The 25,536-nt window shown below is 67.4% G+C and carries 29 protein-coding genes; 16 read left to right on the forward strand and 13 right to left on the reverse strand.

The features are described 5' to 3' along the window. The first annotated feature begins 163 nt into the window (after positions 1-163). Entirely contained in the window at positions 164-1,105 is a 942-nt protein-coding gene (locus AB0I34_RS03865; protein ID WP_360438889.1) for a zinc metalloprotease, read from the forward strand. A 33-nt stretch (positions 1,106-1,138) separates the two neighbouring features. Continuing rightward, positions 1,139-2,275 (forward strand): D-alanyl-D-alanine carboxypeptidase, encoded by a 1,137-nt coding sequence (locus tag AB0I34_RS03870; RefSeq protein WP_360438892.1) that lies wholly within the window; start codon positions 1,139-1,141, stop codon positions 2,273-2,275. On the opposite strand, the gene AB0I34_RS03875 is transcribed toward AB0I34_RS03870, so the two are convergent. The 3 genes from AB0I34_RS03875 to trpS are packed head-to-tail and all read right to left on the reverse strand — an operon-like array spanning position 2,272 to position 4,956. Beyond that, a complete protein-coding gene (locus AB0I34_RS03875) occupies positions 2,272-3,342 on the reverse strand; it encodes a YihY/virulence factor BrkB family protein (RefSeq protein ID WP_360438895.1) in 1,071 nt (356 codons plus the stop codon). The genes AB0I34_RS03870 and AB0I34_RS03875 overlap by 4 nt on opposite strands. 28 nt (positions 3,343-3,370) lie before the next feature. Further along, positions 3,371-3,883 carry a 2'-5' RNA ligase family protein gene (locus tag AB0I34_RS03880; RefSeq protein WP_360438898.1) on the reverse strand — a complete coding sequence of 171 codons (513 nt, stop codon included), beginning with the start codon at positions 3,881-3,883 and terminating at the stop codon, positions 3,371-3,373. An 8-nt stretch (positions 3,884-3,891) separates the two neighbouring features. After that, positions 3,892-4,956 (reverse strand): tryptophan--tRNA ligase, encoded by a 1,065-nt coding sequence (gene trpS / locus AB0I34_RS03885; RefSeq protein ID WP_360438901.1) that lies wholly within the window; start codon positions 4,954-4,956, stop codon positions 3,892-3,894. A 72-nt stretch (positions 4,957-5,028) separates the two neighbouring features. Between trpS and AB0I34_RS03890 the strand changes: the two genes are divergently transcribed. Beyond that, on the forward strand, positions 5,029-5,574 hold the full coding sequence (locus AB0I34_RS03890) for an alpha/beta hydrolase (RefSeq protein WP_360438904.1): 546 nt from the start codon (positions 5,029-5,031) through the stop codon (positions 5,572-5,574). Positions 5,575-5,578: 4 nt separating this feature from the next. Here AB0I34_RS03890 and AB0I34_RS03895 read toward each other — a convergent pair whose 3' ends face one another. Both AB0I34_RS03895 and AB0I34_RS03900 read right to left on the reverse strand, forming a co-directional pair. Beyond that, a complete protein-coding gene (locus AB0I34_RS03895) occupies positions 5,579-5,983 on the reverse strand; it encodes a hypothetical protein (RefSeq protein WP_360438907.1) in 405 nt (134 codons plus the stop codon). A 352-nt stretch (positions 5,984-6,335) separates the two neighbouring features. Further along, on the reverse strand, positions 6,336-6,545 hold the full coding sequence (locus tag AB0I34_RS03900) for a hypothetical protein (protein ID WP_360438909.1): 210 nt from the start codon (positions 6,543-6,545) through the stop codon (positions 6,336-6,338). Between the two features lie 41 nt (positions 6,546-6,586). On the opposite strand from AB0I34_RS03900, the gene AB0I34_RS03905 reads away from it, so the two are divergent. Both AB0I34_RS03905 and AB0I34_RS03910 read left to right on the forward strand, forming a co-directional pair. Beyond that, positions 6,587-6,958 carry a type II toxin-antitoxin system RelE/ParE family toxin gene (locus AB0I34_RS03905; RefSeq protein ID WP_360438911.1) on the forward strand — a complete coding sequence of 124 codons (372 nt, stop codon included), beginning with the start codon at positions 6,587-6,589 and terminating at the stop codon, positions 6,956-6,958. A 37-nt stretch (positions 6,959-6,995) separates the two neighbouring features. Beyond that, on the forward strand, positions 6,996-7,322 hold the full coding sequence (locus tag AB0I34_RS03910) for an XRE family transcriptional regulator (protein ID WP_360438913.1): 327 nt from the start codon (positions 6,996-6,998) through the stop codon (positions 7,320-7,322). A gap of 224 nt (positions 7,323-7,546) precedes the next feature. Here the strand turns inward: AB0I34_RS03910 and AB0I34_RS03915 are convergent, their stop codons facing one another. Continuing rightward, positions 7,547-8,440: a carbohydrate ABC transporter permease gene (locus tag AB0I34_RS03915; RefSeq protein WP_360438915.1), complete on the reverse strand. Its 894-nt coding sequence runs from the start codon at positions 8,438-8,440 to the stop codon at positions 7,547-7,549. Beyond that, positions 8,437-9,363: a sugar ABC transporter permease gene (locus tag AB0I34_RS03920; RefSeq protein WP_360438918.1), complete on the reverse strand. Its 927-nt coding sequence runs from the start codon at positions 9,361-9,363 to the stop codon at positions 8,437-8,439. Before AB0I34_RS03920 ends, AB0I34_RS03915 begins: the two co-directional genes overlap by 4 nt. Before the next feature lie 233 nt (positions 9,364-9,596). Between AB0I34_RS03920 and AB0I34_RS03925 the strand changes: the two genes are divergently transcribed. Continuing rightward, a complete protein-coding gene (locus tag AB0I34_RS03925) occupies positions 9,597-10,187 on the forward strand; it encodes a TetR/AcrR family transcriptional regulator (protein ID WP_360438921.1) in 591 nt (196 codons plus the stop codon). Here the strand turns inward: AB0I34_RS03925 and AB0I34_RS03930 are convergent. Both AB0I34_RS03930 and AB0I34_RS03935 read right to left on the reverse strand, forming a co-directional pair. Beyond that, positions 10,169-11,539 carry an MFS transporter gene (locus AB0I34_RS03930; protein ID WP_360438924.1) on the reverse strand — a complete coding sequence of 457 codons (1,371 nt, stop codon included), beginning with the start codon at positions 11,537-11,539 and terminating at the stop codon, positions 10,169-10,171. The genes AB0I34_RS03925 and AB0I34_RS03930 overlap by 19 nt on opposite strands. 54 nt (positions 11,540-11,593) lie before the next feature. Further along, a complete protein-coding gene (locus tag AB0I34_RS03935; protein WP_360438927.1) occupies positions 11,594-12,358 on the reverse strand; it encodes a glycerophosphodiester phosphodiesterase in 765 nt (254 codons plus the stop codon). Positions 12,359-12,384: 26 nt separating this feature from the next. On the opposite strand from AB0I34_RS03935, the gene AB0I34_RS03940 reads away from it, so the two are divergent. Further along, the gene (locus AB0I34_RS03940; protein ID WP_360438930.1) at positions 12,385-13,515 is read left to right on the forward strand and encodes an aminotransferase class V-fold PLP-dependent enzyme; all 1,131 of its coding nucleotides are present in this window, start codon (positions 12,385-12,387) and stop codon (positions 13,513-13,515) included. Here AB0I34_RS03940 and AB0I34_RS03945 read toward each other — a convergent pair. Beyond that, complete coding sequence (locus AB0I34_RS03945; RefSeq protein ID WP_360438933.1) at positions 13,476-14,162, reverse strand: GntR family transcriptional regulator; 687 nt, start codon at positions 14,160-14,162, stop codon at positions 13,476-13,478. The two genes, AB0I34_RS03940 and AB0I34_RS03945, sit on opposite strands and share 40 nt — an antisense overlap. A gap of 90 nt (positions 14,163-14,252) precedes the next feature. Here AB0I34_RS03945 and AB0I34_RS03950 point away from each other — a divergent pair, with 90 nt between their 5' ends. The 9 genes from AB0I34_RS03950 to AB0I34_RS03990 are packed head-to-tail and all read left to right on the forward strand — an operon-like array spanning position 14,253 to position 22,388. Next, positions 14,253-15,104: an NAD(P)-dependent oxidoreductase gene (locus tag AB0I34_RS03950; protein ID WP_360438936.1), complete on the forward strand. Its 852-nt coding sequence runs from the start codon at positions 14,253-14,255 to the stop codon at positions 15,102-15,104. Continuing rightward, positions 15,101-15,997 carry a sugar ABC transporter permease gene (locus AB0I34_RS03955; RefSeq protein ID WP_360438939.1) on the forward strand — a complete coding sequence of 299 codons (897 nt, stop codon included), beginning with the start codon at positions 15,101-15,103 and terminating at the stop codon, positions 15,995-15,997. The genes AB0I34_RS03950 and AB0I34_RS03955 overlap by 4 nt, the downstream gene beginning before the upstream one ends. After that, positions 15,994-16,878 (forward strand): carbohydrate ABC transporter permease, encoded by an 885-nt coding sequence (locus AB0I34_RS03960; protein ID WP_360438942.1) that lies wholly within the window; start codon positions 15,994-15,996, stop codon positions 16,876-16,878. Before AB0I34_RS03955 ends, AB0I34_RS03960 begins: the two co-directional genes overlap by 4 nt. Before the next feature lie 16 nt (positions 16,879-16,894). After that, entirely contained in the window at positions 16,895-18,232 is a 1,338-nt protein-coding gene (locus tag AB0I34_RS03965; protein ID WP_360438945.1) for an extracellular solute-binding protein, read from the forward strand. Continuing rightward, the gene (locus tag AB0I34_RS03970) at positions 18,232-19,395 is read left to right on the forward strand and encodes a CoA transferase (protein WP_360438948.1); all 1,164 of its coding nucleotides are present in this window, start codon (positions 18,232-18,234) and stop codon (positions 19,393-19,395) included. Before AB0I34_RS03965 ends, AB0I34_RS03970 begins: the two co-directional genes overlap by 1 nt. Then, the gene (locus tag AB0I34_RS03975; protein WP_360438951.1) at positions 19,392-20,159 is read left to right on the forward strand and encodes an enoyl-CoA hydratase; all 768 of its coding nucleotides are present in this window, start codon (positions 19,392-19,394) and stop codon (positions 20,157-20,159) included. The genes AB0I34_RS03970 and AB0I34_RS03975 overlap by 4 nt, the downstream gene beginning before the upstream one ends. Further along, entirely contained in the window at positions 20,156-21,001 is an 846-nt protein-coding gene (locus tag AB0I34_RS03980) for an amidohydrolase family protein (protein WP_360438954.1), read from the forward strand. Before AB0I34_RS03975 ends, AB0I34_RS03980 begins: the two co-directional genes overlap by 4 nt. Further along, positions 21,001-21,738, forward strand: coding sequence for an RraA family protein (locus tag AB0I34_RS03985; RefSeq protein WP_360438957.1), 738 nt, complete (start codon positions 21,001-21,003; stop codon positions 21,736-21,738). Before AB0I34_RS03980 ends, AB0I34_RS03985 begins: the two co-directional genes overlap by 1 nt. Before the next feature lie 35 nt (positions 21,739-21,773). After that, a complete protein-coding gene (locus AB0I34_RS03990; protein ID WP_360438960.1) occupies positions 21,774-22,388 on the forward strand; it encodes a methyltransferase domain-containing protein in 615 nt (204 codons plus the stop codon). On the opposite strand, the gene AB0I34_RS03995 is transcribed toward AB0I34_RS03990, so the two are convergent. Genes AB0I34_RS03995 through AB0I34_RS04005 form a run of 3 tightly spaced genes read right to left on the reverse strand, consistent with a single transcriptional unit; the run spans position 22,389 to position 25,525 of the window. Next, a complete protein-coding gene (locus tag AB0I34_RS03995) occupies positions 22,389-23,240 on the reverse strand; it encodes a carbohydrate ABC transporter permease (protein ID WP_360438963.1) in 852 nt (283 codons plus the stop codon). Continuing rightward, positions 23,237-24,163 (reverse strand): sugar ABC transporter permease, encoded by a 927-nt coding sequence (locus AB0I34_RS04000; protein ID WP_360438966.1) that lies wholly within the window; start codon positions 24,161-24,163, stop codon positions 23,237-23,239. The genes AB0I34_RS03995 and AB0I34_RS04000 overlap by 4 nt, the downstream gene beginning before the upstream one ends. A gap of 6 nt (positions 24,164-24,169) precedes the next feature. Further along, the gene (locus AB0I34_RS04005; protein ID WP_360438969.1) at positions 24,170-25,525 is read right to left on the reverse strand and encodes an ABC transporter substrate-binding protein; all 1,356 of its coding nucleotides are present in this window, start codon (positions 25,523-25,525) and stop codon (positions 24,170-24,172) included. Between the last annotated feature and the right edge of the window lie 11 nt (positions 25,526-25,536).

A 25,536-nucleotide genomic window follows, 5' to 3' on the forward strand; every position in this document is an offset into this window, starting at 1 on the left:
TATTGGTCTGCCCCCAGTCCATTGACTCAAGCCCAGCCGGTCCTGTCAATGCGGCGGCGTGGTGGTGCCGTGACACTGCGGGGTCTGGGCAGGGACCGGGGTGGCGCGGAAAATCGGGGGATTCGGCCGCACCGCCCAAGCGGCCCGATTCTGGAGGACCGCTATGCGATCTTTCGTCACCCGCCCCCGCGCCCTGGCCGTCCTGCTGGCCGGTACGGCGCTCGCGTTCAGCCCACTCGGAGGTCAGGCGACCGCCAAGCTGCCGGTCGACCAGGTCGGCAACCCGTGTCTCACCCCGGCCGACGGTCCCGCCGCCCGTGGCGGGTTCGGCGCCGACCACCGCGACCTGTCCGCGGCCGAGCAGCAGTCGATCGAGGCCAGGACGGCGCAGATCCTGAAGGCCAAGGCGGCGCGTGGACTGGCGCCCCAGGCCGGGAAACTCGCCGCGGCGAGCGTTCCGGTCTACATCCATGTGATGCGCAGCAGCAGCGGCGCCGGCGATGTCACCTCGACCCAGATCAACCAGCAGATCGCCGAGCTGAACCAGGACTTCGCCGGTGGCGAGTCGTCCCAGGCCGCGAACACCGGCTTCACGTTCTACCTGGCCGGCACCGACCGGTTCAACAACAACACCTGGCACCGTGACGGCCAGAGCACGACGTACCGGTCACAAACGCGCAAGGGTGGCAAGAACGCCCTGAACATCTGGCTGGTCGACTTCTCCTACCTCGGGATCGCGACGTTCCCGTGGGACTACGCGAGCAGCCCGTCGATCGACGGCATCCGGGTGCAGTACAGCTCCTTGCCCGGCGGCTCGGCGACGAACTTCAACCTCGGCAAGACCGCCTCGCACGAGGCCGGCCACTGGTTCGGGCTGTACCACACGTTCCAGGGCGGCTGCACGAGCACGAACGACTCCGTCTCCGACACGCCCGCCCAGGGCAGCGCCAGCAGCGGCTGCCCGACCGGCCGGGACTCCTGCTCACTGTCCGGACTGGACCCCATCCACAACTACATGGATTACTCCTACGACTCCTGCTACAACCAGTTCACTCCCGGCCAGAGCACCCGCATCAGCAACATGTGGACGGCCTACCGGGCGTGACGCAGGCACCCCAAGCCGTCTAGAGTGCCGCCGATGCGTTTGCTTCTGACGGCCTGCGCAACCACCGCACTGGTGGTCGCCGGACCTCTGACAGCGACCGCCGCCGGCCAGGGCCCACAAGGCCCGGTCGGCGGCGACCTGCTGACCGCGAAGCCGACGGTCGTCGCCGACGGGGCGGCACCGCCGGCTGTCCAGGCGTCGGCGTACGTGGTGGCCGACATCGACACCGGCGACGTACTGGTCGCGAAGGCGCCGCACGCGAAGCTGCGGCCCGCCAGCACGCTCAAGACGCTCACCGCGCTGGTCCTGCTGCCGCGGCTGAAGAAGTCCGATCCGGTCGTCGGCACGGATGCCGACGCGGGCATCATCGGCAGCAAGGTCGGCGTCTACCCCGGACTCCGCTACACGGTCGATCTGCTCTTCCAGGGCATGTTCCTGGCCTCCGGGAACGACGCCGTGCACGCGCTCGCCGCCCACGACCAGGGCGGCATCCCGGCGACGATCCAACGGATGAACGAGAAGGCCAAGGAGATCGGTGCACACGACACCCACGTGACCGACCCGACCGGTCTGGACGCGGACGGGCAGTTCTCCAGCGCCTACGACCTGGCCCTGTTCGCGCAGGCCGGCCTGGCCCGGCCGGACTTCGCCAAGTACGCGGCAACGAAGTACACGGCCTTCCCGAACGCCGGCAAGGCCGGCACGTACCAGGTCGCGAACCAGAACAAACTGCTGTTCGGCTACGACGGCGCTCTAGGCGTCAAGACCGGTTACACGACGCTGGCCCGCAACACGTTCATCGGCGCGGCGCGCCGCAACGGCCACACGCTGGTGGTGACGCTGATGAACGCACCGCACGGCGTGACCGAGGACGCCAGCAACCTGCTCACCTGGACCTTCAAGAACTACACCAAGCTCAACCCGGTCGGCACGCTGGTCAAACCGGCCGCAGCGGTGCCTCCGAAGGCCGAGACCGGCACCACCGAGGGCAAGATCACCACTCGGACCAGTACGGCGCACCCGCCGCGCAGCCGGACCGTGCTCAACCCCGGCCAGGCGGTCCAGTCGCTCGCCTTCCGCATCCCGGCGTGGGTGTACGCCGGTCCACCTGTTCTACTGCTCGGTCTGTTCCTCAGACGCCCCAAAGCACTCCGCCGACGCCGCCACTAGCGGCGAAGCGTACGGGCCGCCTTGGCGAGCTGACTCACCAGAGTCATCGCGGTAATACCCAGCACGGCGCCCGCGGCGACAGCGACCGTGTCCGCCTTGCGCTGAGGCACTGGCACCACCTTGTAGCGCTTCCCAGGCGGTCCGGGCAGGAGAGGCTCCTGCACGGACAGCTCCGGCGGCAGCGGCTCCTCCGCAATCCTGAGGCGGCCCTCCTCGGACACCTCGCTGACACCGGCGTCGAGGGTCGCTTCCTTCGTCCAGGCCGCGACGACCATCAGGGCCCGGGTCATCAGGTAGATCCACACCAGCAGCGCCAGCGGCAGCGCCAGAGCGCCGTACGCCGCGTTGGTGCCGATGACATGGGTGACGTAGAGGCCGCCGAGCTTCTGGGCGAGGTAGTACAGGATGCCGCCGGCGAGCGCCGCGATCAGGGCGACCTTGCGCGGCAGGAGGATCCGCGGCAGCGCGGTCTGCAGGTAGAGGAACAGGATCGCACCGGCCCCGATGCCGACCACGATGCTGACCCCGTCGATGCCCCAGCTCGCCAGCCAGGTGTCCTCCAGGTCGGCGGCGTCCACGATCCGCGTCGACAGCCCGGTCAGGACCGAGGACGCGCCGGTGCTGATCAGTCCGATCAGGCCGAGGCCGACGAGCGCGCCGAAGTCCGCGAGCTTCAGCTTGACGAAGTTGCCGGGCCGGTCGTCCAGCTCGTGCATCGAGCGGATCGAGGCGCGCAGCGAGTCGATCCAGCCGAGCCCGGTGAACAGCAGGCCGACGGCGGAGATGAGGCCGATGGTGCCGGCGTGCGAGATGAGGGCGTCGACGTCGATCCGGTCGGCGATCCCGGGCAGGCTGTGCTCGAGGGTGTTCTTCAGCGTCTCGATCGCCTTCGGGCCGAGGAACGAGCCGACGATCGCCCCGGCCAGCACGATCAGTGGGAACAGCGACAGGAACGCGAAGAAACTCGTTGCCCCCGCCAACCGGTTGCCCCGGCGGTCGCCGTACCGCTGCCAGGCCCGCCAGACCTGCGTCCGGCTGAACCAGCGCCAGGCCCTCTTGATCCCCATGCTTCTCCTGTACCCCGGTAACGGAGTCTCAGCCTGCCAGGGGGAACGACCGTTGCGGGCGCCACACGCCGTCCGCACCGTGTTCGTACCGGCTGAAGGCGTCGACGTCGAAGGCACAGTCGTACTCCGCCAGGGCGTCGTACGCGCGGTCCAGGGCACCCTTGTCCAGGTCGTGCGCGATCGTGACGTGCGGGTGGTACGGGAACCGCAGGTCCACCTGCAGCGGCCCGGACCGGACCTGCGACTGCAGCACCTCGCAGGACGAGATGCCCTCAGCCAGCGGGACGAACACGACCGGGGAGATCGGCCGGAACGTCGCCGTACCGCGGAGCCGGATCCGGAAGCTCGGGAACCGGGCCGCGACCTCGAGCAGATGGTCGTCGATCACGGCGAGATCGGCCGCTTCCACCTCGGTCGGCGGCAGCAGGGTCACGTGGGTGGGGATGGACGCGGCCATCGGATCACCGAACTCGGCACGGAACTTCTGCAGCTCCGAGCCGTACGGCTCCGCGATCGGGATCGCGACACCGATCGTCGCCATCCTCGGCCCTACCGGCCCGACTCGCGGAGTGCCGGTCCGGGCACGAAGCCCAGCCGGTCGTACACCCGCTGCAGGGTCGGCTCGGTGACGGCGCGCGCCCGCTCCGCCCCGGCGGCCAGGATCGCGTCCAGCTGCGCCTTGTCGTCGAGGTAGCCGAGCGTCTTCTCCCGGAACGGGGTGACGAACTCGACCACCACTTCGGCCAGGTCCTTCTTGAAGTCGCCGTACCCGCGGCCCGCGTACTCGTCCTCGAGCTCGCTGATCTTGCGGCCGGTGAGTGCGGAGTAGATGGTCAGCAGGTTGGCCACGCCGGCCTTGTTCTCCGGGTCGAAGACCACGTCCCGGCCGGAGTCGGTGACCGCGGAGCGGATCTTCTTCGCGCTCACCTTCGGGTCGTCCAGGAGGTCGATGATGCCGGCCGCCGACGAGCTCGACTTGCTCATCTTCGCGGTCGGGTCCTGCAGGTCCGCGATCTTCGCGGTCTCCTTGACGATGTGCGGCTCGGGCAGCCGGAAGGTCTTGCCGAACCGGTGGTTGAACCGCTGCGCCAGGTCGCGGGTCAGCTCCAGGTGCTGGCGCTGGTCCTCGCCGACCGGGACCCGGTCGGCCTGGTAGATCAGGATGTCCGCGGCCTGCAGGATCGGGTACGTGAACAGGCCGACGGTCGCGCGGTCGGCGCCGCCCTTGGCGGACTTGTCCTTGAACTGCGTCATCCGGCTGGCCTCACCGAATCCGGTGATGCAGCCCAGCACCCAGCTCAGCTGGGAGTGCTCGGGCACGTGCGACTGGACGAACAGCGTCGACCGCTCCGGGTCGATCCCGGCCGCGAGCAGCTGGGCGACCGAGCGGCGGGTCCGCTCCCGCAGTTGCTTCGGGTCGTACTCCACCGTGATCGCGTGCAGGTCCACCACGCAGTAGAACGCGTCGTGGTCGTCCTGCAGGGCCACCCACTGCCGCAACGCCCCGAGGTAGTTGCCGAAATGGAAGGAGTCCGCCGTCGGCTGGATCCCGGACAGCACCCGAGGGCGACGCTGGGAACCGGCTGCGGAGGGGTCAGACGCAGCAACAGACATACACCCGATTCTGCCAGCGCCCTCAGGCCACCCGGCACCGGGGCGGGTCTGCCGACTCATAGACTCGCGACTATGACTTCGCGCACAGTGGTCGTCCTGCCTGGTGGCCAGTTCGGTCCCGCCTCACCCCTTCCCATGTACGCCGGCGATGCCGCCGAGCAGCGGGGAGCGGAGGTGATCCGCGTGTGGTGGGACCAGGCGGATCGGCCGTTGACGCTGACCGAAGACGAGCGGGGGCCGTGGGTCCTGCCGCAGGCGACACGAGCGCTGGACGGCACCGAGGGTGAGGTCCTGCTGATCGGGAAGTCACTCGGCAGTTATGCCTGCCATCTCGCCGCCGAGCGCGCTCTTCCGGCGGTCTGGCTGACTCCGAACCTGGCCAGCCCCTGGGTGGTCGACGGGCTGCGCCGGTCGACCGCGCCGTTCCTGCTGGTCGGCGGTACGGCGGACAAGTTGTGGGATCCCGTTCTCGCTCGCGAACTCACGCCGTACCTGCTGGAGGTGCCGGACGCGGACCACGGGATGTACGTCCCAGGCCGCCTCGCCGCATCGGCCGCCGTCCTCGGCCAGGTGGCGACGGCGGTGGAGGACTTCCTGGACCAGGTCGTCTGGCCCTAGCGCGTCACCAGGACCAGCCGCGCGAGGCCAGCTCCCGCTCCTCGAGCCAGCGCTTCTCCTCACTGCGCTCCAGGTCGGCCTCACTTGGTACGCCGGCGAGCCGGCAGGCTTCGTCGAGCAGGTCGTCGTACGCCGCCTCGACGGCCTTCAACCGGTGTGCTCGCGCATAGATCCGGGGCGTGGTCTCGATCCGCCTGATCTCGCCGGCCAGATGCCCGAGCCGGGTCTGCACCCACAATGTGGCGAACGGGTCGGCCTCAACACACCGGCGACGGCGACGACGTCGGATCAGACGATCGATCGACGGCTGCAGCCACCGGCGCAGGTGCGACGGCTTCGAGTGCGGCAGCACGGCGTCGAGCAGCGCACACAGAAACAAGAACAAGAACAGAACAGCCAACCACTCCATCACCCTCACTCCCACTTCGAGGCTACGGCGAGCCACCGACAAGGGCGAGAGCTTTTCCCTCTTGTGTCCCTTCCGTAGCGCCCGACCCTCGCGCCGTCCCGGGCCGCTCTACCCCGATCGTTGCTCGCGTGGACCTGAGGCACTCACCAACCCCACCGTCCAGGCATCACCGGCACAGGTCTGAGCCTCACCACCAGCGGCAAGGCCCGCTTGCCGAGTAGCACAGCTCCGCCCCCCGCCCCCCACCCCCCACCCGCTAGTCACGCCCCGTCGCCAGGCCCCCACTTCGTGCACCAGATCCGTACGCCGAGACGGTCGCCATACGGATCTCATGCACAAGGTGACCAATCCCTTAGAGCCGGGCCGCTTGCTGGTCGAGGACGATCGGCAGGCTCAGCACCGAGACGACGCTGGTGGCGCCGTACAGCTGATCGTCGTAGTTCTCCTCGACGAAGACATCGCGGCCCTCGGTCCGGACCCTGAGGTTCCTGTACAGCGGGTCAACCTTCAGCTTCGCGGTACCGCCCTTGGCAGGGAACCAAACCAGCGCCTCCTGGTACAAGTCTTAGGTTATACAAGTGAAAGCTTGTATTGTGGCTGCGCATGGAGGAGTATGCGATCTATGTCCTCGACGGCTGCCTGGAGTGGATGAAGTCGCTTCCTGACAAGGATTTCGAGAGTCTGAGCGCACGCATCGACCTGCTCGCCGAGCAAGGGCCCGCGCTGGCGCGACCCACCGTCGAGACGATCAAGGGCTCTCGGCATCCCAACATGAAGGAGTTGCGCTACAGCAAGCTGAGGGTGCTGTTCGCATTCGACCCTGAAACGCGCGCAGTACTTCTCCTGGGCGGCAGCAAGCAGGACCGCTGGGTCGAGTGGTACGAGGAGCACATTCCGCTCGCCGACGAACTGTTCGACGAGTGGCTCGACAGGGTGAAGCGGAACCCGAACTGGGCTGATGATCCGGACAGTTGAGCAGTCGGACCCGACCGATGAATGTGGTGAAGGAGGCATGACGACGATGGCACACAAGAACTGGAAAGAGATCCGTGCCGAGCGGATCACGACACCTGAGGCTGAAGCGCGAGTCGCCGCCCTCAAGAACGAGGTTCGTGCGGAACAGCGCGCCTATCGTCTCGCCGAGGTTCGCCGGCAGCACGGCCTGACGCAGGTCCAGCTGGCTGCGACCCTGAATATCAGCCAGGCGGCGGTCTCCTCGATCGAGCGCGGCGTGCTGGGCCGGTCCGAGCTCGGCACCATCCGCAAGTACGTCGAAGCTCTGGGCGGCAGGATCGAGATCGTCGCCGACTTCGGTGACGAGCGGCTGGTCCTGGGGTGACACGAGAAGCCGCCATCCCCGGTGGCTCCGGGGATGGCGATTCGCAGGCTAGGGCGACTACTTGAGGGTGGCTCCGGTCTGGCCGGGCTGGACCTGGCGGTAGAAGACCTTGCCAACTCGGTCGGGCGGGTGCTCGTCGTACCGAGGAGCACCCGCTCGGGACCGCGCCGGCGGGCGCTGGTTGCACCGACGTCCGCCGGGTCGGGGCTCGCGGCTGGCTCTTGCTACTTGACGCCTCCGGCGGTTACGGAGACCTGGAGTTGGCGCTGGAAGATGATGTAGACGACGAGAACTGGCGCGACCGTGATGACCACGGCCGCGAACAATGCGCCGAAGTCCACCGCGTAACCGGCTTGCGATGCGAACGAGGCCATGCCCTGCGAGAGCACGTAGTGGCTCGAGTCGGTGTTCAGGGCGACGGGGAGCAGGAACTGGTTCCACAACCCCAGGAAGTTGAAGATGGCGACCGACGCCATGCCCGGCCGCGCCATCGGCAACATCACCGAGAAGAAGGTGCGCCACTCACCGGCCCCGTCGATCTGCGCCGCCTCGTAGATCTCACCCGGCAGCGCTTTGAAGAAGCTGTGCAGGAAGAAGACGGTGAACGGCAGCGCGAACGCCACGTAGGTGATGATCAACCCAGGCAGGGTGTTGAGCAGCGCGAGATTCTTCAGCACGAAGAACAGCGGCACGATCGCCAGGAAGACCGGGAAGGTCAGTCCGGCCAGCATGGAGTAGTAGATCAGCCGGTTGCCGGGGAACGAGAACCTGGCCAGCACGTACGCACACATGGCGCCGAGGATCATCACCAGCACCAGCGCGCAGCCGACGACGACCACCGTGTTCAGGAAGTAGCGACCGATACCGGCGGTCGTCCAGGCGTTGGCGTAGTTGCCGACTCGCAGCTTGCTCGGCAGCGCCAGTGGGTTACCCAGCACCTCCTGCGTCGTCTTGAACGAGGACAGCAGCGTCCAGACCAGCGGCAGGATCACCAGCAGCGACCACAGGATCAGCGCGATGTGCGCGGTCGTGGCCACGCCCTTGCCTTCTCGCGATCCCTTGCTGGGTACGCGGGAATCGGCGACGAATTCGGCCCGATCGGCCGTCGTGGTTGTCATCGGCGTACCTTCCGCTCACGTCCGCCGGTCAGAGTGTTCACCAGGAAGACCAGGAACGCGAACAGCATCGTCACGGCGGCCAGGATCACGCCCATCGCCGTCGAGTAACCGAACTGCCCCTTGGTGAAGGCCGTGGTGAACAGTTGCTGGGGCATGACCAGTGTCGAGTTCTGCGGGCCGCCGCCGGGGTTCAGCGCCTGCATGTAGACGAAGGCGTCGAGGGCGGCGATCCCGAGATAGATGTACGCCGTCTGCACGTTGTCCCGGATCAGTGGCAGGATCAGGGACACTGCCGTACGGAACCGGCCGGCGCCATCGATCCGGGCCGCCTCGAACACCTCGGGGTCGATGCCGCGGATGGCGGCGATGAACAGCACCATGTAGAAACCGACGAATCCCCAGATCATCACGAACATCGAGGCCGGCATCGCGGTCCGCGCATCACCGAGCCACGCGTAGTTCTCGAACTGGTGCAGCCCGATCTTCGTCAGCACGGCGTCCAGGATGCCCGAGCCCGGCGTGAACACCTGGGCCCAGATCAGGCCGATCACGATCGCGGGGATCACGTACGGGAAGAACGAGACGATCCGGTAGAAGCCGGAGTTGCGCAGGCCGCGGACGGTCCCGGTGCCGGAGCCGCCGACTGTCACCAGCGTGGCCAGCGTCAGCGCCAGCACGATCGTCACCAACGGCACGACGATCGCGAGCTCGACGTTGTTGCGGACGGCCTTCAGGAAGATGTCGTCGTGGAACAGCTTGACGTAGTTGTCGAAGCCGACGAAGTTCATCCCCGAGGTGAACCCTGACCAGTCGGTCAGCGAGTACCACAGCGCCTGCACGAACGGGGAGACCACGAAGATCACGAAGACCGCCAGCGGCAGGCCGAGGAAGACGACCATGAAGCTGACCCGGTCGAAGGTCAACGGCCGGCGGCGCCGCCGGGGGGGGGGGGGCCGGGGGGCGCCCCCCCCCCCCCCCCCCACCACCCACCCCCCCCCCCCCCCGCGCGGCGGCGCCCCGCCGTGGCGTGCCCCCCCGCCGCCCCCCCCCCCCCACGACTCCGCCATCTGCCGCTGCTGATGAGGTTCCGGAGCTAGAGTGGGCATGTGCCCACCATAATGGGCACCTGCCCACTCGCGTCAACGGAAGGGGTGTCATGCCGACGGGTGTGGCCATGCGCGACGTACGCGAGCAGTTGTTCGACGCCGCCGAACGCGTGCTGCTCCGAGATGGGCCGGACGCGTTGACGAGCCGGGCCGTCACCACCGAGGCCGGCTGCGCGAAGGGCGTGCTGCATCGGCACTTCACGGACTTCGACGCATTCCTGACCGAGCTCGTCCAGGACCGGATCCGCCGGCTCGGCGGTCAGGGCGATCTGCTGCTGGGATGTGTCGGGCGCGGGGCGATCGCCGACAACCTCACCGGCTTCCTGACCGAGTTGTTCAGCTCGGTCGCCGTCGCGATCGTCGGGTTGACCATCTCCCGGGACGGACTGCGCGCCAGGCTGCGGCAATCAAGCCCCACCGGGGTTCCGATCCTGACCGAGGCCGTCGCCGCGATCGCCGGCTACCTGACAGCCGAGCGCGATCGCGGGCGACTCGACGCCGGTGCCGATGTCGACACACTGGCACTGACCCTGATCGGATCCGCGCACATGCTGTTCGCCGACCGGACCGGCACGCCGCCGAGTCCCGAGGCGGTGCAGCGGCTGGTCGGGTCCGTCGTACCTCAGACCAGCGTGGGCTGAGTGTTGCCCGCTTCGGTGATGCCGCGGCGCATATCGACGCGGGAGAGCAGGGCCAGGCCGATGAGGAAGAAGACGCCGAGGGCAACGATCGCGGGCCGGTAGGAGCCGGTGATCTGGTGGACCAGGCCGAAGACCAGCGTGCCGAGCCACGACGTACCGCGCTCGCCGGCCTGGTACAGCGAGAAGTACTCCGCCTCGCGGCCCTTCGGGATCAGCTGGCTGAACGCCGACCGGGACAGCGCCTGGGTCCCACCGAGGACGACGCCGATCGCGACGCCCATCGCCAGGAACGGCGCGATCTGCTGGGCCGGGAGCAGGAAGCCCGCGATCACGATCAGCATCCAGACCACCAGCCCGCCCATGATCGTCAGCTTGGTCCCGAACCGGCGGGCGAACCGCCCGAACGCGAGCGCACCGAAGAACGCCACGAACTGCACCAGCAGGATCGTCGCGATCAGCACCTGGGTCTCGAACCCGAGCTGCTTCTCGCCGTACGTCGACGACACCGAGATGACGGTCTGGATCCCGTCGTTGAAGAACAGGTACGCGATCAGGAACAGCAACGTCACCGGGTAGGTGCGCATGTGCTTGAGCGTCGCTGACAGCTGACCGAAGCTCTGCCGGACGATGTTGCCGCGCACGGGCTCGACCAGGACCGGTGGGCGGTTCCGCAGTTTGGTGAACGGGACGAACGTGAACGCGCCCCACCACAGGCCCGCGCTGAGCAGGCTGAGCCGGACCGCCGTCCCTTGGCTCAGGCCGAGCGCGTCGTGGGCGGTGACCACGCCGAGGTTGATCGCGAGCAGGATGAAGCCGCCGAGGTAGCCGAACGCCCAGGCACGCGACGAGACGTCGTCCCGTTCGTCCGGCCCGGCGATGTCGATGAGGATCGAGTCGTAGACGACCAGGGACGACCCCAGACACAGGTTGCCGATCAGCAGGAGGAGCGCCCCGAGCTCCCAGCGGCCGCCGCCGACGAACACCATGCAGCAGGCCGCGAGCGCGCCGGTCCAGGCGAAGCCGCACATCAGCAATTTCTTGCGCGCCATCCGGTCCGCGATCGCGCCGACGACAGGCAGGAACAGGGCCGACACCAGCGTCGCGACCGTGACCACGTAGAAGGCGAGCGAACCGGGGGACAGGCCCAGCCCCAGGACGTCGAGGTTGGTGTGGCACGGCTTGTCCGTGGTCCCGACGTACCCGCAGGCCGCGGTCTCGGCGACGGAGGTCAGGTACGGCGCGAACAGCACCGTGCCGACGGTGGTGACGTAGCCGGAGTTGGCCCAGTCGTAGAGGCTGAACCCCCAGTACTCCCGCTTGTCGACCGCCGCCGGGGCGGAGAGAAGTCCCATGCGCAGGAGTGTGTCAGGTCCGGGGTACGAAGCGGCGTACCCGCGGATAACACTTCAGTGGCCGATTTCCTGCCACTGTCCGCGCTCGATGAGCACGTCCCGGAGGACGTCGGTGCGGTCGGTGATGATGCCGTCGATCCCGGCCTCGAGCAGGCGCCGCATGACGGCCGGATCGTCGACTGTCCAGACGTGTACCTGCTTGCCCAGGGCATGGGCTCGCCGGATCAGCCCGGGCGTGAGCACTCGGAGCGGACCGTACTGCTGCGGAATCTGCAGGCAGGCCCCGCGCGCCTTCAGCGGGATGGGCAGGAACCGGATCAGCACTGTCTCCCAGTCGCCGTACCCCGTGCACAGGCGCGGCCCCAGCTCGCGCCGGATCCGGCGTACCCGGGACTGCGAGAACGACGAGACGCAGACGCGGTCGATCGCGTTCGCCGAGCGCAGTACCCCGGCGGCCGGGTGCAGCCCGTTCTCCGCCTTGATGTCGAGGTTGAACCGGATCTCCGGGAGGTGTTCGAGCAGTTCGTCCAGCCGGGGGATCGGCTCGTGGCCGTTGATCCTCGCCTTGCTCACCTCGGACCATGGCAGCTCGGCGACCACGCCGGTCCGGTCGGTAACCCGGTCGAGCTTGCTGTCGTGGAACGCGATCACGACCCCGTCACTGGTGGCGTGCAGGTCGGTCTCCAGGTATCGGTAGCCCAGTCCGACCGCGTGCTCGAAGGCGCGCAGCGAGTTCTCGTAACCGATGTTGTCCGGGTGCCTTGCGCCGCCACGGTGGGCCATCGCGATCGGCCCGTCGTGGTCGAGGTAGGGGTACACGACAGGAAGTATGTACCGTTTGCGTGGTGACGCTACTCAGCCCCCGCCCCGACCTGTGGACCCTCGACCCCGGCGTACTGCACCTGAACCACGGTTCGTATGGCGCAGTGCCGCGGCGTACCCAGGAACTGATGTCCGCCCTGCGCACCGAGACCGAGACGAACCCGATGGCGTGGTTCCGCTCGGTGGCGGACCAGTTGACCACGAGCCGTCTCGAGTTGGCGTCGTACCTGCGGACCGACCCGGCCGGCTTCGCCTTGATCCCGAACGCCAGCGCCGGGGTGACCGTCGCGCTCGCCACCGTGCCGATCCCACCCGGCAGCCGGATCGTGCTGACCAACCACGCGTACGGCGCGGTCCGGTACGCCGCCGAGCGGTTCGCCAAGGCCAATGGGGCCGAGGTTGTCGTGGTCGACGTACCGCTGGAGGCCGACGACGAGACGGTCGTATCGCTGATCGCGGGTCAGCTCGACCAGGCGTCCGTGCTCATCGTGGACCAGATCAGCTCGGCGACGGCGATGGTGTTCCCGATCGGGGACCTCGTCGCGCTCTGCCGGGATCGGGACGTGGCGATCGTGGTCGACGGAGCGCATGCACCGGCCCTCATCGACGCGCCGGCCGCCGACGGTGCCGACTTCTGGACCGGCAACTTCCACAAGTGGCCGGCCTCGCCGCGGGCGACCGCGGGCCTGGTGGTCGCGGAGAAGTGGAGGTCGGAGACGCTGCCGCTGATCGTGTCCTGGTCGGAGTACGACGAGCGGATGCCGGAGCGCTTCGACATGCAGGGCACGTACGACTACGTCCCCTGGATCGCCGCGCCCGAGTCACTGCGGGTGCTGGACGAACTCGACTGGCCGGTACGACGCTCGCAGCTGAGCAACCTGATCGACGAGGGCGCTCGCATCATCGCGAAGGCCCTGGCGACCGGTGTCGCCGAGATCGCGCGTCCCGCCGCGACGATGCGGCTCGTCGAGCTGCCGTCGTCCGTCGACCTCACCGCCGGGGAGGCGTTCAAGGTCCGGGTGTCGCGTGAGCTGAAGGCCGAGATCACGCTGACCGGCTTCGACGGCCGCGGCTTCATCCGGCTGTCAGCTCACGCCTACAACTCGCTCCAGGACTACAAGTCCCTCGCCGAGCGGTTGCCTGCGTTGCTCTGAAGGTCGCTGAACGACCGCTCGCCGTGCACCGCCAATTCGGCCAGTACGGCGGCGGGGTCGCCGGCCTCGACGAGCTCGAGCAAGGTCCGGTGCCGACCCACGTGCTCGTGGAGGTCCTCGTAGAAGTGCTCGCGGGCGTAGAGATTGCGCGCCATGCAGAGGAGCAGCTGTTGCTGCACTGACGCGTACGCCTCCTCGAGCCGCCGGTGTCCGGCGAGAGCGATCAGCGAGGCGTGGAAGCGGTAGCCGGCCTGGACGAGACTGCCGCGATCCTCGGCGTCTGCGCAGTGCTCCATCTCGGCCAGCGCCTCCTGCGCGTCCTTGAGCCGGTCCGGGAATCGCACCGGCACACCTAGCTCGATGGCGAGTCGCTCCAGCGCGGTGCGAAGCGTGAGGATCTCGAACACGTCCTGGTCGGTCAGGGTCGCCACCATCGACCCTCGACGCGGACGGGTGACGATCAGGCCTTCCTGCTCGAGCACCCGCAACGCCTCGCGCAGGGGAGGCCGGCTGATGCCCAGCTGCTCGGTGAGCCGTTCCTCGATCAGCCGCTCACCCTCGGCCAACTCACCGGCCAGAATCATCCGCCGGATCGCATCGGCCGCGAGCTGAACCAAACTCGGAGACCGCAACCGCTGCTCTGTCATGCCTCATTCTCACCTGCGATCTTGTCAGCGTCGACTATCTATTGTAGACAATAGTTCATAGACGATCTGGTCGTTGACCTGGAGGCGTCCGTGACCGATGACATCGATCGAACCTCGCCCGTGGGTTTCGCTGGGCTCGGCAATCTCGGCCATCCGATGGCGCAGGCACTGCTGCGCGACGGGTGGCGGCTCACGGTGTACGACCGCGACGAGCGGCGTACGGACGGGCTGGATGCCGAGATCGCGGCCAGGCCCGCGGACCTGGCGGGCTGCCGGGTGATCGGCCTGGCCGTGCCGGATGACCAGGCGGTGACCGAACTCGTCGACGAACTGGCGCCGGTCCTTCAGCCCGGCTCGGTCGTCCTGGTGCACAGCACGATCTTGCCCGCGACCGCGAAGCGCCTTGCACAGAAGGCGGAATCGCATCAGGTCGGGCTGCTCGACGTACCCGTGAGTGGGGGAGCGGAGAGGGCGCTGTCTGGTTCTTTGACGGTGATGGCGGGCGGTCGGGCCGAGGTGCTGAATCGGGTCCGGCCGGTGCTCGACTCGGTGGCGGAGACGGTGCTGCATGTCGGGCCGGCGGGTGCCGGAGCCGCGGTGAAGTTGGCGAACCAGTTGATGATGTTCTCGGCTCTCGCGGGGGTGCACGAGGCGCTCGAGTTGGCCGCGGCGTACGACGTACCGGAGCAGACGGTGCTGGACGCGGTGTCGACCAGCACAGGCGAGTCGTGGATCACGCGGAACTGGGGATTCTTCGACCGGGTCGCGGCGGCGTACGACGCGGGCGGAACGCCGGTACGGGACAGACCGTGGGCGAAGGACCTGTGGGACGTCGTCGCCGCGGCGCGCGACTCTGACGTGCAGGTCCCGGTGGCCGGTCTGCTCGCGCAGCACCTGGCCGAGCGGGTGGAGGCCCATGCGCGGAAGGGACCCGCCTCGTGAAGAGCTCCCGCACCGGCCGCGAAGGTCTGACCGCCTATTTGTTCCTGAGCCCGTGGCTGATCGGCATCGTTCTGCTGACGCTCGGTCCGATGCTGTACTCCGCCTATCTCGCCTTCACCAGCTACGACCTGCTGAGTCCGCCACGGTGGATCGGGCTGGACAACTTCCGTCGCATGTTCACCGCGGATCCTCGCTATCTCTCGTCGGTCCGCGTGACCCTGGTGTACGTCGTCGTGTCCGTCCCACTGCTGCTCATCGTCTCGATGGCGCTGGCGTTGTTGCTGGACAAGGGAATCCGGTTCCTGTCCGGCTACCGCGCACTGTTCTACCTGCCGTCACTGATGGGTGCGAGTGTCGCGATCGCGGTGCTGTGGCGGCAGATCTTCGGCGGCACCGGCCTGGTGAACCAGGTGCTCAGCCTGTTCGGAATCACCCGCGGCAGCTGGGTCGGGAGTCCCGGTACGGCGTTGTGGACAATCGTCACGCTGAACCTGTGGGCGTTCGGCGCGACCATGATCATCTTCCTGGCCGGTCTTCGGCAGGTGCCGGCGGAGCTGCACGAAGCCGCCGCGGTCGACGGCGCCGGACCCATCCGCCGGTTCTTCAGCGTCACGCTGCCCTTGATGACGCCACTGATCTTCTTCAACCTGCTGCTCGACACGATCCACGCGTTCCAGGCGTTCACCGGCGCGTTCGTGGTCAGCCGCGGATCCGGGGGACCGGCCGACTCGACCTTGTTCTACACGCTGTACCTGTACCAGCAGGGATTCGCCGAGCTGAAGATGGGCTACGCCTCTGCCATGGCCTGGACCTTGGTGATCGTGCTCGCTGCCTTCACCGGCTTCCTGTTCCTCACCGCGAAGCGCTGGGTCTACTACGGAGACGAACGATGACGAGCGTGTCGATCCCCGCCCGCCGCGCCCTGCTCGGCCGGCGTCGTACCACCAACCCGTTCGTCATCGGGATCATCCGGCACGCGTTCCTGATCGCCGTGCTCGTGGTGATGCTGTACCCGGTCGTGTGGATGGTCGCGGCGTCGTTCCGGCCATCGGCTGAGGTGATGAACAGCCTCGGATTGTTCAGCCGGCACTACACGCTGGACAACTACAAGCACGGCTGGTCCGCGGGTCAGCTCGACTTCTCCCGCTACTTCCTGAACTCGATCGCGATCACCGCGTTGTCGATTGCCGGCAATCTGTTCGCCTGCTCGCTGACGGCGTACGCGTTCGCCCGGCTGGAGTTCCCGTTGAAGCGCGTGCTGTTCGGGTTGCTGCTCGGCACCATGCTGCTGCCGTACCACGTCACGCTCGTGCCGCAGTACATCTTGTTCAACGAGCTGGCCTGGATGAACACCTACCTCCCGCTGGTGGTGCCGAAGTGGCTCGGCGTCGAGGCGTTCTTCATCTTCCTGATGGTCCAGTTCATCCGCACGCTGCCGCGTGAGCTCGACGACGCCGCCCGGATCGACGGGTGCGGTCACTGGCGCACATTCATCCGGATCATCATGCCGCTGTCGCTGCCCGCGCTCGGCACCACCGCGCTGTTCACCTTCATCAACAGCTGGAACGACTTCCTCGGCCCGCTGCTCTACCTGAACCGCCCCGAGCTGTGGACCGTCTCGCTCGGCCTGAACTCCTTCCTCGACGTCACCGGGGAATCGGCGTACGGCTCGCTGTTCGCCATGTCCACCCTCGCGCTGGCCCCGATCGTCGGCTTCTTCCTGGGCGCCCAGAAGCTGCTGATCGAGGGCGTCGCGACCACCGGCCTCAAGTAACCCTGTGGAGATCCTGATGAGAAGAATCGGTACGACGGCCCTGGCCTGCGCGGCCCTGTTGCTGGTTGCCGGATGCAACGGAACCTCGGTGTCCGACAGCACTGCCGGCGGTGGCTCGGACGGCAAGGACGGCAAGGGTGAGGTCAGCGGCAAGCTGCAGCTCACCTTCTGGGGTGGTGCGGCCCGCGCACAGAAGACGAACGCGGTCGCCGACATGTTCGTGAAGGAGCACTCCGGTGTCACCATCGACCGGCAGAACGCCGACTTCGGCAACTACTTCAACAAGCTGAACATCCAGGCGTCGAGCCACACCCTGCCGTGTGTCATGCAGCTGCAAGGGCGCCAGCTGAACGACTACACCAAGCGCAAGGTGCTGCTGCCATTGGACCCGATGATCGAGTCCGGCGCGATCAAGGTCGACGACATCCCGAAGGAGATCGTCGACACCGGCCGCGGCCCCGACGGCAAGCTCTACTTCCTGCCGTACGGCGCGGCGTACGACGCGGTCGGTGTGAATCAGACCCTGGCCGATCAGGCAGGTGTCGGGCTGCCACCCGACGGCTACGACTGGACGCAGTACACGGAGTGGATGACGAAGGCGTCGGCGAAGCTGCCGAAGGGGACGTTCGCGGCCGGCTCGCGTGGTGGACTGCCGAACTTCTTCATCGCCTACCAACTGGCCAACGGCAAGCAGTTGTTCACCGACGACGGCAAGCTCGGCTTCACCAAGGAGTCGCTGATCGAGTACTGGAACATGTGGGAGAAGCTCCGCACGGCCGGTACGACGATGGGCGCGGATGCCCAGGCGGATGAGCCGGAAGGCGCCGAGCAGGGCTTCATTGCCCAGGGCAAGCTGCTCACCGACAGCATTCCCGGCAACGCACTGACGCCCGCGTCCGCGACTCTGGCCAGCAAGCCCGGCGGGCAGAAGCTGACCACGTTGCCGATGCCGTCCGGCCCGTCCGGCGGCGGGAACGCGATGTTCACCTCCGGCTTCGCGATTCCGACGAACTGCGACAACATTCCGACCGCGGCGGCGTTCATCGACTTCTTCACCAACAACCCTGAGGCCGGTGCGGTCTTCAAGTCCGACAACGGCGCCGCGACGAACCAGAAGGTCCTGCAGGCCCAGGTCGACGACCCGAAGCTGGCGCCGCTGAAGAAGCACGAGCTGGAGCTGTACCAGCAGATCGTGGCGAAGAAGCCTCCGACGATCCTCTACCCGCCGGGCTACCAGGCGACGTTCGAGTCGGCGTTCACCCGCGCGTACGAGGAGATTGCCTTCGGCAAGAAGTCCGTGCAGCAGGCGGCCGACTCGTTCTTCACCGAGGCGAATGCGGGGCTGGGCGGCTGATGACCGACACGACGGGGGACGGTGCCGGCGCGCTGGAAGGCTTGCGGGTGCTGGACCTCACCCAGGTGATGGCCGGACCGTTCTGCACGATGCTACTGGCGGATCTCGGCGCGGACGTGATCAAGATCGAGAACCCCCGGACCGGCGACCAGACCAGGCGGTCGTGGGGTTACCCCGTCCACGGCGAGGACAGTCGTGCGTTCCTGGCCTTGAACCGGAACAAACGGAGCGTGTGCCTGGACCTGAAGGAGCCGGACGACCTGGCGGCGTTCCGCCGGCTGGTGGAGTCGGCCGACGTGGTCGTGGAGAACTTCCGTCCCGGCGTGACGCGCCGGCTCGGCGTGGACTACGACACGCTGGCCGCGATCAACCCGCGGTTGATCTACGCCAGCGTCTCCGGCTTCGGCCAGACAGGCCCGTACGCCGATCGGCCCGGGTACGACCTGATCGCACAGGCGATGTCCGGTGTCATGAGCATCACCGGTACGTCGGACGGCACTCCGGTCAAGTGCGGTCTGCCGGTTGGTGACCTCGGCGCCGGAATGTTCTGCGCGCTCGGCATCGTGGCCGCCGTCCATGCCCGGGCGAGGACGGGGGAGGGACAGTACGTCGAGACGTCGCTCTTCGAGGCCGCATTGGCCATGTCCGTCTGGGAGTCAACGGAGTACTGGGCCACCGGACAGATCCCACAGCCGCTGGGCTCGGCGAACCGCATGTCGGCGCCGTACCAAGCACTGCGGACGAAGGATGGGTACGTGACGCTGGGCGCGAACAACGAGCGCCTCTGGCAACGACTGTGCGCAGCTCTGGAAGCGACCGATCTCGAGGTGGACCCACGCTTCGTCACCAACACCGATCGGATGGCGCACCGCGACGAACTGGCCGCGGAGCTCGAAGACCGGCTGGCCTCCGGAACGACGGACGAATGGGTGACGCTGCTGCTCGACGCCGGCGTACCCGCCGGACCGATTCGCGACTATCGGCAGGTGCTGGACGAGGATCCCCACGTCAAGGCCCGTGGCATGGTGCAGGAGGTCGACCACCCCGTCGAGGGACGGGTCCGGGTCCTCGGGTCACCGGTCCGGATGAGCGGGACGCCGGCGCGGATCCGGCGGCATCCACCCTTGCTCGGCGAGCACACGGAGGAGGTCCTCGGCGAATGAGTTCGCTGGAGGTCGAACGCGACGGCGCGATCCTGCGGCTGACGCTGTCGAACCCGGGCCGCCGCAACGCGATCACCTGGCCGATGTACGACGCCCTGGAGCAGGTCGAGTCGACCGTCGACGGCGACCGCGACATCCGGGTGGTCGTACTGCGGGGCGCCGGGGGCGAGGCGTTCGCCGCCGGAACGGACATCCGGCAGTTCACCGACTTCACCACCGGCGAGCAGGGGGTCGAGTACGAGCACCGCGTCGGTCGCGTGCTCGGGTCACTCCTGCGGATCCGAGTCCCGGTCGTCGCGGTGGTCGAAGGTCCTGCGGTCGGGGCCGGGCTCGCACTGGCCGCATGCAGTGATCTCGTGGTCGCCACACCGGACGCCATGTTCGGCGCACCGGTCGCCCGGACGCTCGGCAACACGCTGCCACCGCCGGTCCTGGCGCGGCTGTTCCAGCGGCTCGGTGCCGGCCGGACGATGGCGATGGTGCTCACCGCTCGGTTGCTCTCGGCAACGGAGGTGGACGGCTTCGTCACGGAGGTGATCGAGCGCGAGCAGCTGACGGCCCGGGTCGAGGAGCTGTTGGAGCGGATCTGCTCCAACGCTCCGCTCACACTGGCGGCACTGAAGGAGGTCGAGCGGCGGGTCCTTCGTGACGGCGCGGCAGCGGAGGCCGACGACGTACTGGCGGCCGTGTATGCGAGCCGAGACTTCCAGGCTGGTGTGGCCGGCTTCCTCAGCCACGAACGCGTCGAGTGGGAGGGACGATGACGGTCATTGACGCGCACCACCACTTCTGGCGAGTGGCGGCGCAGAACCAGCCCTGGCGCGACGACAGGCACGACGCCATCGCGCGCGACTACACACCCGACGATCTCGCCACCGAGCTCGCCGTCGCCGGAGTCGACCAGACGGTCCTGATCCAGTCGGTCGACGAGTCTGCCGAGAACGACCGGCTGGTGCGTTACGCGGCCGAGGCGCCGTACGTCGGAGCGGTCGTCGGGTGGCTGCCGCTGTCGGATCCGGTCGCGGCTCGCGAGGAGTGGAAGCGCAGCGGCGATGTCTTCCACGGCGTGCGATGTCTGGTCGGCCGGGATCCCCTGGACTGGCTGAGCCGGCCGGCGGCGGTCGAGTTGTTCACGGATCTGGCGGCGGCTGGAGTGAGCTGGGACGTCGTACCGGTGACCGCCGAGCAGACCGCCGCGGTGATAGGTCTCGCCGAGGCCGTGCCGGACTTGCGGATCGTTGTCGACCATCTCGGCAGGCCGCCGATCGACAGCGGCGGGTGGGAGCCGTGGGCGACCCAACTCGCTCAACTCGCCGCCTCACCGCGGGTGGCGCTGAAGGTGTCGCTCGGCATCGACCTGCTCACTGCCTTGCCCACATGGCCGGACGAGGTCGATCGCTATGTCGCCTGGGCGGTCGAGTGCTTCGGTGCCGATCGGCTGATGCTCGCCAGCAACTGGCCGGTGGTCGTACTGCGGGCGTCGTACCAGGAGGCGTGGTCCGCGCTCCGCGCGACTGTCGAACGCTGCGTCTCAACCCCCGACGAACTCGCGGCCGTGCTCGGAGGTACGGCCGCTCACAACTACCGAACGAAAGGTCAGCCCTGATGACAGAGACTGCCAAGCCGAACGACCTGTCCAGCCTCTACAAGCATCTGCGGGTGGTGGATGTCGCCGACGCACTCGACGGCATCGGGTACTTCGACATCGGGCTGATGTCGCCCGAGGTCCGGCCGCTATGGCTCGGGATGAAGTTCTGGGGCCGCGCCGCGACCATCCGCGCGGTGCCGTCCAACCGGCCGATGTGGAAGCTGGACAGCACCCAGGACATCGTCGAGGCGCACCGGATCTGGTTCGAGGAGACCGGCAATGTCAGACTGCCCGGCGACCTGGAGCCCGGGCACGTCGTGGTGATGGACGCCGGCGGCGGCAAGGAGGTCGGCTTCTGGGGTTCGGAGAACGGGATGGGCGCGGTGAAGTCCGGTGCGGCCGGGATCGTCACCGACGGGTACTGCCGGGACACCGCGGAGATCGTTGCCCAGCGCACCCCGATCTGTTCGCGGGCTCGAGGTCGCACGATCATCCCCGGCCGGATCAAGGTGGTGGAGACGCAGACCACCGTCGCCTGTGGTGGCACGCAGGTGAGCCCCGGCGACATGGTCGGCTGCGACGACGACGGCGTCATCGTGGTCCCGGCCGAGGTCGCCGACGAGGTCGCGGTCCACGCCCGCGCGATCCTGCTTGCGGACATGCGGGCCCGGCGCAAGCACTACGAGGCCCTCGGCATCAAGCCGGACACCTCCGTCGACTACGAGGCAGTCGAGGCGTACTACGCCGGCGTCTGACCGACTGTCGGTGGCGGCGGTTAGGGTCGCGGACCATGATCGAGACTTCGTACAACACCGTCGCCGCCGACTACCACCGACTCCTGAAGGACATCCTGCTGGAGCAGCCGTCCGAGCGGCCCGCTCTGGACCGGTTCGCCGAGCTGGTCGGGGACGGGCCGGTCGGCGACCTCGGGTGTGGCACGGGGCGGATCACGACGTACCTCGCCTCGCTCGGACTGGATGTGTTCGGCATCGACCTGTCGCCGGGGATGGTCGGGGTCGCCCGCCAGGAGTATCCCGATCTGCGGTTCGAGGTCGGGAGCCTGTTCGACCTCGACCTGAAGGACGACGAGTTGGCCGGCGCTCTCGCGTGGTACTCACTGGTCCACACGCCGCGCGAGGATCTCCCGGCCGTGTTCGCGGAGATCTTCCGGGTCATGCGGCCGGACGGCTACCTGATCCATGGCTTCAAGGTCGGCGGTGGGAGCCGGCACCTTTCCCACGCCTACGGTCATGACGTCGATCTGGAGGTCTACACGTTCGATCCTGCCGATGTGTCCGCCCTGCTGGCCGACGCCGGGTTCGCCGAGGTCGTGACGATGCCGCGCCCGCAGATCCCGGGCGAGAAGGACCCGCAGGCGGCGGTGATCGTTCGCAAGCCGGAGTGATCAGCCCTTGACCGCGCCTGATGTCAGGCCGGCGACGATTTGGCGGTTGAAGAAGAGGAACATGATCAGGGGCGGGATCGTGATGAGCAGGATGTCCATGAACAGGAGGTTGTACTGGGTGCTGAACTGGCCGGAGAAGTTGTAGAGGGTCAGCTGGACGGTCGCGTTCTTGTCGCCGGGCAGGAAGTACAGCGGGTTCACGAAGTCGTTGAACACGTTGACCGACTGGACCACGACGACGGTGATGATGACGGATCTGAGCAGCGGGAAGATGACCCCGAAGAACAATCGCAACGGCCCGGCCCCGTCGATGATCGCCGCCTCGTCGAGCTCGCGGGGAATGGTCGCGACGAACGCCCGGAACAACAGGATGCAGAACGACAACCCGAACGCGATCTCGATCAGGATCAAACCTGGCATGGTCTTGAACAGCCCGATCTTCTGCAGCACCCAGATCGTCGGCACGACGGCCGGCGGGATGATCAGCCCGGACAGCACCAGGAAGTTGATGAAGCCGTTCCACTTGCTCTTGCGGCGCTGCAGCACGAACCCGGCCATCGCCGCCAGCACCACCATCCCGGCGACGCTGGCCACGGTCAGGATCGTGCTGTTGATGAACGCGATCACCAGCATGTAGTCGCGGGCCTTGACCACGTCGACGAAGTTCTGCACGAAGTGGAACTGGTGCGGCCAGGCGAAGTCCAGGTCCGCGGATTGCTGCCGGTCCTTCACCGCGGTCAGCACGATGAACGCGAACGGGATGATGAAGACGACGATCGAGGACACGATCGCGACCGCGCTGAGCAGGTAGCTGCGGCCCGGTCGGTGGTTGACGAGTTCGGCGGTGCTCACATGTCCACCTCCTTCCGGTTCAGGAACCACGACAGCGGCAGGATGATCGCGGTGACGACCAGGAACAGGATCACGTTGCCGGCCGTGGACAGACCGTAGAACCCGGCCTGGTACTGCTTGTAGATCACCGACGAGATCACGTCCGAGGTGAATCCGGGTCCACCACGCGTCATCGCCCAGATCAGCTCGAACGACCGCAGGCCGCCGATCAGCGACAGGATGATCACGGTGACGGTGGCCGGCTTGCACAGTGGCAGCACGATCCGGCGGAACGACTCCCACGACCCGGCGCCGTCCACCCGGGCGGCCTCCATGTACTCCCGAGGGATCGACACGATCCCGGCGATGTAGATCAGGGTCGCCAGCCCGACGCCCTTCCACACATCGACGGCGGCGATCGACATCAGCGCCCACTTCGGGTCGGTCAGCCACCCGGGTCCCTGGATGCCGAGCACGCCCAGGGCCCCGTTGATGATGCCGCGCTCGGGGTTCATCAGCACCTGGAAGAGCAGGCCGACGCCGACCGTACTGACCAGCACCGGGAAGAAGACGACCGAGCGCAGGTACCCGCGGCCGATGATCTGCGAGGTCAGCAGGACGGCGAGCAGCAGGCCGAGCACGACCTTCGAACCCGACGTCACTACGGCGTAGATCAACGTGTTGGTGAAGCCCTTGACCAGGGCCGGTTCCTGGAAGAACGTGATGAAGTTCTCCAGCCCGATGAACTTGGACTCGAACAGGCTCCACCGGGTCAGGCTGTAGTAGAACGAGGCGAACGTCGGAACGAGAAACAGGACGGTGTAGATCACCGCGGTCGGCAGGTAGAACCACAACGAGTACGGCTTGTAGACCTTCCCCCCGGCCGCCGGAGCGGCCGGGGTCGCGTCGCTACGCGAGCGCGGGCGAATCGAAGTGATGGCCACAGACCTTCACCAACCAGCCAGTCCGAGCTGCTGGGCCTGCTTCTTGACGTCCTCGTCGTACCGGGCGGCGCCGTCCTTCGCCTTCCGGATGCCGGAGCCCACCTCGACGGTGATCTGCTCCAGCGACGGGCCCTTCACCGGCGACAGGAACTCCAGCGCCAGGCTCGACGAACCCTCCTTGTCGAGGTACGGCTGCATGTCCTTGATCGACTGCGGTACGCCGTCTCCCAGCGTGCAGCCCTTGACCGCGTACGGGCCGGTCGGTGCGCCGGCCGTGTTCTGCGACGCGCAACCGTCCGGGCTGGCGACGAACGCCTGGAACTTCTTCGCCGCGTCCAGCTTGTCGCCCTCGGTGGTCTTCGGGATGTAGAGACCGCCCGGGGTCCACAGGGTCAGGCCGTTCTTGCTCGCGTCGTCACCAGGCAGCGCGAACAGGCCGACGGTCTTGGCCGCGTCGGGGTAGGTGGCGACCATGTTCGCGACCACACCGGACAGGATCGGGTAGTGCGCACCCTTGCCGGTGGCAAGCATCTTGAGACCGTCCGGGAGCTTGGCCGAGGCGAAGTCCTTGTTCTCGTACCCGGCGTCGTGGACGGCCTCGGTGTGCTCGAATCCCTTCAGCGCGGCCGGCGACGTCGCGTACTTCGCCTGGTTCTTCGTGTACTTGTCCGCGAAGTCCGGCTCGGCCGAGGACACGTTGTGGAAGTCGCCCAGCACGAACAGCTGTGAGGTCCAGGTCTCGCCGTAGGTCTGGATCACCGGCGCGACTCCGCCACCGGAGGCCTTGATCTTGGCGTTGTTGGCCATGAACTCGGCCCAGGTCTTCGGAATCTTCAGCCCGAGCTTGGTGTAGACCGGGATGCTGTAGAGGACCGCACCGCCCTGGAACCCGCCGACAGGTGCCCCGTACACCTGGTTGTCGGCGGTCACGGTCTTCTTGAAGTTCTCGTCGAGGTCGGCGACCCACGGCTCGTCGTTGACCGACAGCAGGTTCTTCTGCGGTGCGATCGCGTTGAACAGCGACCCGGTGTTGTAGTTGAAGATGTCGACCATGTCACCGGTGGACAGCCGGGTCTTGATGATGTTGTCGCCTTCGGTGCCACCCGGTCGGGTCTCCACCTTCACGGTGATGGTCGGGTTCTTCGCGTGGAAGTCCTTGGCGAGCTGCTCGGCTTCCTTCACGTCCTGATCCTGGTTGGTGGTCAGGTACGTGATCTCGACCGAAGCACCACCACCGGCGTCGTCACTGGAACCGAGACTGCCCGCGCTGCACGCGGTCAGTGCGAGTGAGCAGGCCGCAAGGACGGCCAGTCCTCTCGTGCCTGGGCGGAACGTCATCATGACCTCCAAGGGATGTTTCATCAGGGCATCTG

It is taken from the genome of Kribbella sp. NPDC050281 (assembly GCF_040655855.1).
GTDB lineage: Bacteria > Actinomycetota > Actinomycetes > Propionibacteriales > Kribbellaceae > Kribbella.

What these genes read in the sequence shown, in the direction of transcription:
- AB0I34_RS03865 (WP_360438889.1), top strand. Translation starts at nt 164, where the DNA reads ATGCGATCTTTCGTCACCCGCCCCCGCGCCCTGGCCGTCCTGCTGGCC.
- AB0I34_RS03870 (WP_360438892.1), top strand. Translation starts at nt 1,139, where the DNA reads ATGCGTTTGCTTCTGACGGCCTGCGCAACCACCGCACTGGTGGTCGCC.
- AB0I34_RS03875 (WP_360438895.1), bottom strand. Translation starts at nt 3,342, where the DNA reads ATGGGGATCAAGAGGGCCTGGCGCTGGTTCAGCCGGACGCAGGTCTGG.
- AB0I34_RS03880 (WP_360438898.1), bottom strand. Translation starts at nt 3,883, where the DNA reads ATGGCGACGATCGGTGTCGCGATCCCGATCGCGGAGCCGTACGGCTCG.
- trpS (WP_360438901.1), bottom strand. Translation starts at nt 4,956, where the DNA reads ATGTCTGTTGCTGCGTCTGACCCCTCCGCAGCCGGTTCCCAGCGTCGC.
- AB0I34_RS03890 (WP_360438904.1), top strand. Translation starts at nt 5,029, where the DNA reads ATGACTTCGCGCACAGTGGTCGTCCTGCCTGGTGGCCAGTTCGGTCCC.
- AB0I34_RS03895 (WP_360438907.1), bottom strand. Translation starts at nt 5,983, where the DNA reads ATGGAGTGGTTGGCTGTTCTGTTCTTGTTCTTGTTTCTGTGTGCGCTG.
- AB0I34_RS03905 (WP_360438911.1), top strand. Translation starts at nt 6,587, where the DNA reads ATGGAGGAGTATGCGATCTATGTCCTCGACGGCTGCCTGGAGTGGATG.
- AB0I34_RS03910 (WP_360438913.1), top strand. Translation starts at nt 6,996, where the DNA reads ATGACGACGATGGCACACAAGAACTGGAAAGAGATCCGTGCCGAGCGG.
- AB0I34_RS03915 (WP_360438915.1), bottom strand. Translation starts at nt 8,440, where the DNA reads ATGACAACCACGACGGCCGATCGGGCCGAATTCGTCGCCGATTCCCGC.
- AB0I34_RS03925 (WP_360438921.1), top strand. Translation starts at nt 9,597, where the DNA reads ATGCCGACGGGTGTGGCCATGCGCGACGTACGCGAGCAGTTGTTCGAC.
- AB0I34_RS03930 (WP_360438924.1), bottom strand. Translation starts at nt 11,539, where the DNA reads ATGGGACTTCTCTCCGCCCCGGCGGCGGTCGACAAGCGGGAGTACTGG.
- AB0I34_RS03945 (WP_360438933.1), bottom strand. Translation starts at nt 14,162, where the DNA reads ATGACAGAGCAGCGGTTGCGGTCTCCGAGTTTGGTTCAGCTCGCGGCC.
- AB0I34_RS03960 (WP_360438942.1), top strand. Translation starts at nt 15,994, where the DNA reads ATGACGAGCGTGTCGATCCCCGCCCGCCGCGCCCTGCTCGGCCGGCGT.
- AB0I34_RS03965 (WP_360438945.1), top strand. Translation starts at nt 16,895, where the DNA reads ATGAGAAGAATCGGTACGACGGCCCTGGCCTGCGCGGCCCTGTTGCTG.
- AB0I34_RS03970 (WP_360438948.1), top strand. Translation starts at nt 18,232, where the DNA reads ATGACCGACACGACGGGGGACGGTGCCGGCGCGCTGGAAGGCTTGCGG.
- AB0I34_RS03975 (WP_360438951.1), top strand. Translation starts at nt 19,392, where the DNA reads ATGAGTTCGCTGGAGGTCGAACGCGACGGCGCGATCCTGCGGCTGACG.
- AB0I34_RS03980 (WP_360438954.1), top strand. Translation starts at nt 20,156, where the DNA reads ATGACGGTCATTGACGCGCACCACCACTTCTGGCGAGTGGCGGCGCAG.
- AB0I34_RS03985 (WP_360438957.1), top strand. Translation starts at nt 21,001, where the DNA reads ATGACAGAGACTGCCAAGCCGAACGACCTGTCCAGCCTCTACAAGCAT.
- AB0I34_RS03990 (WP_360438960.1), top strand. Translation starts at nt 21,774, where the DNA reads ATGATCGAGACTTCGTACAACACCGTCGCCGCCGACTACCACCGACTC.
- AB0I34_RS04005 (WP_360438969.1), bottom strand. Translation starts at nt 25,525, where the DNA reads ATGAAACATCCCTTGGAGGTCATGATGACGTTCCGCCCAGGCACGAGA.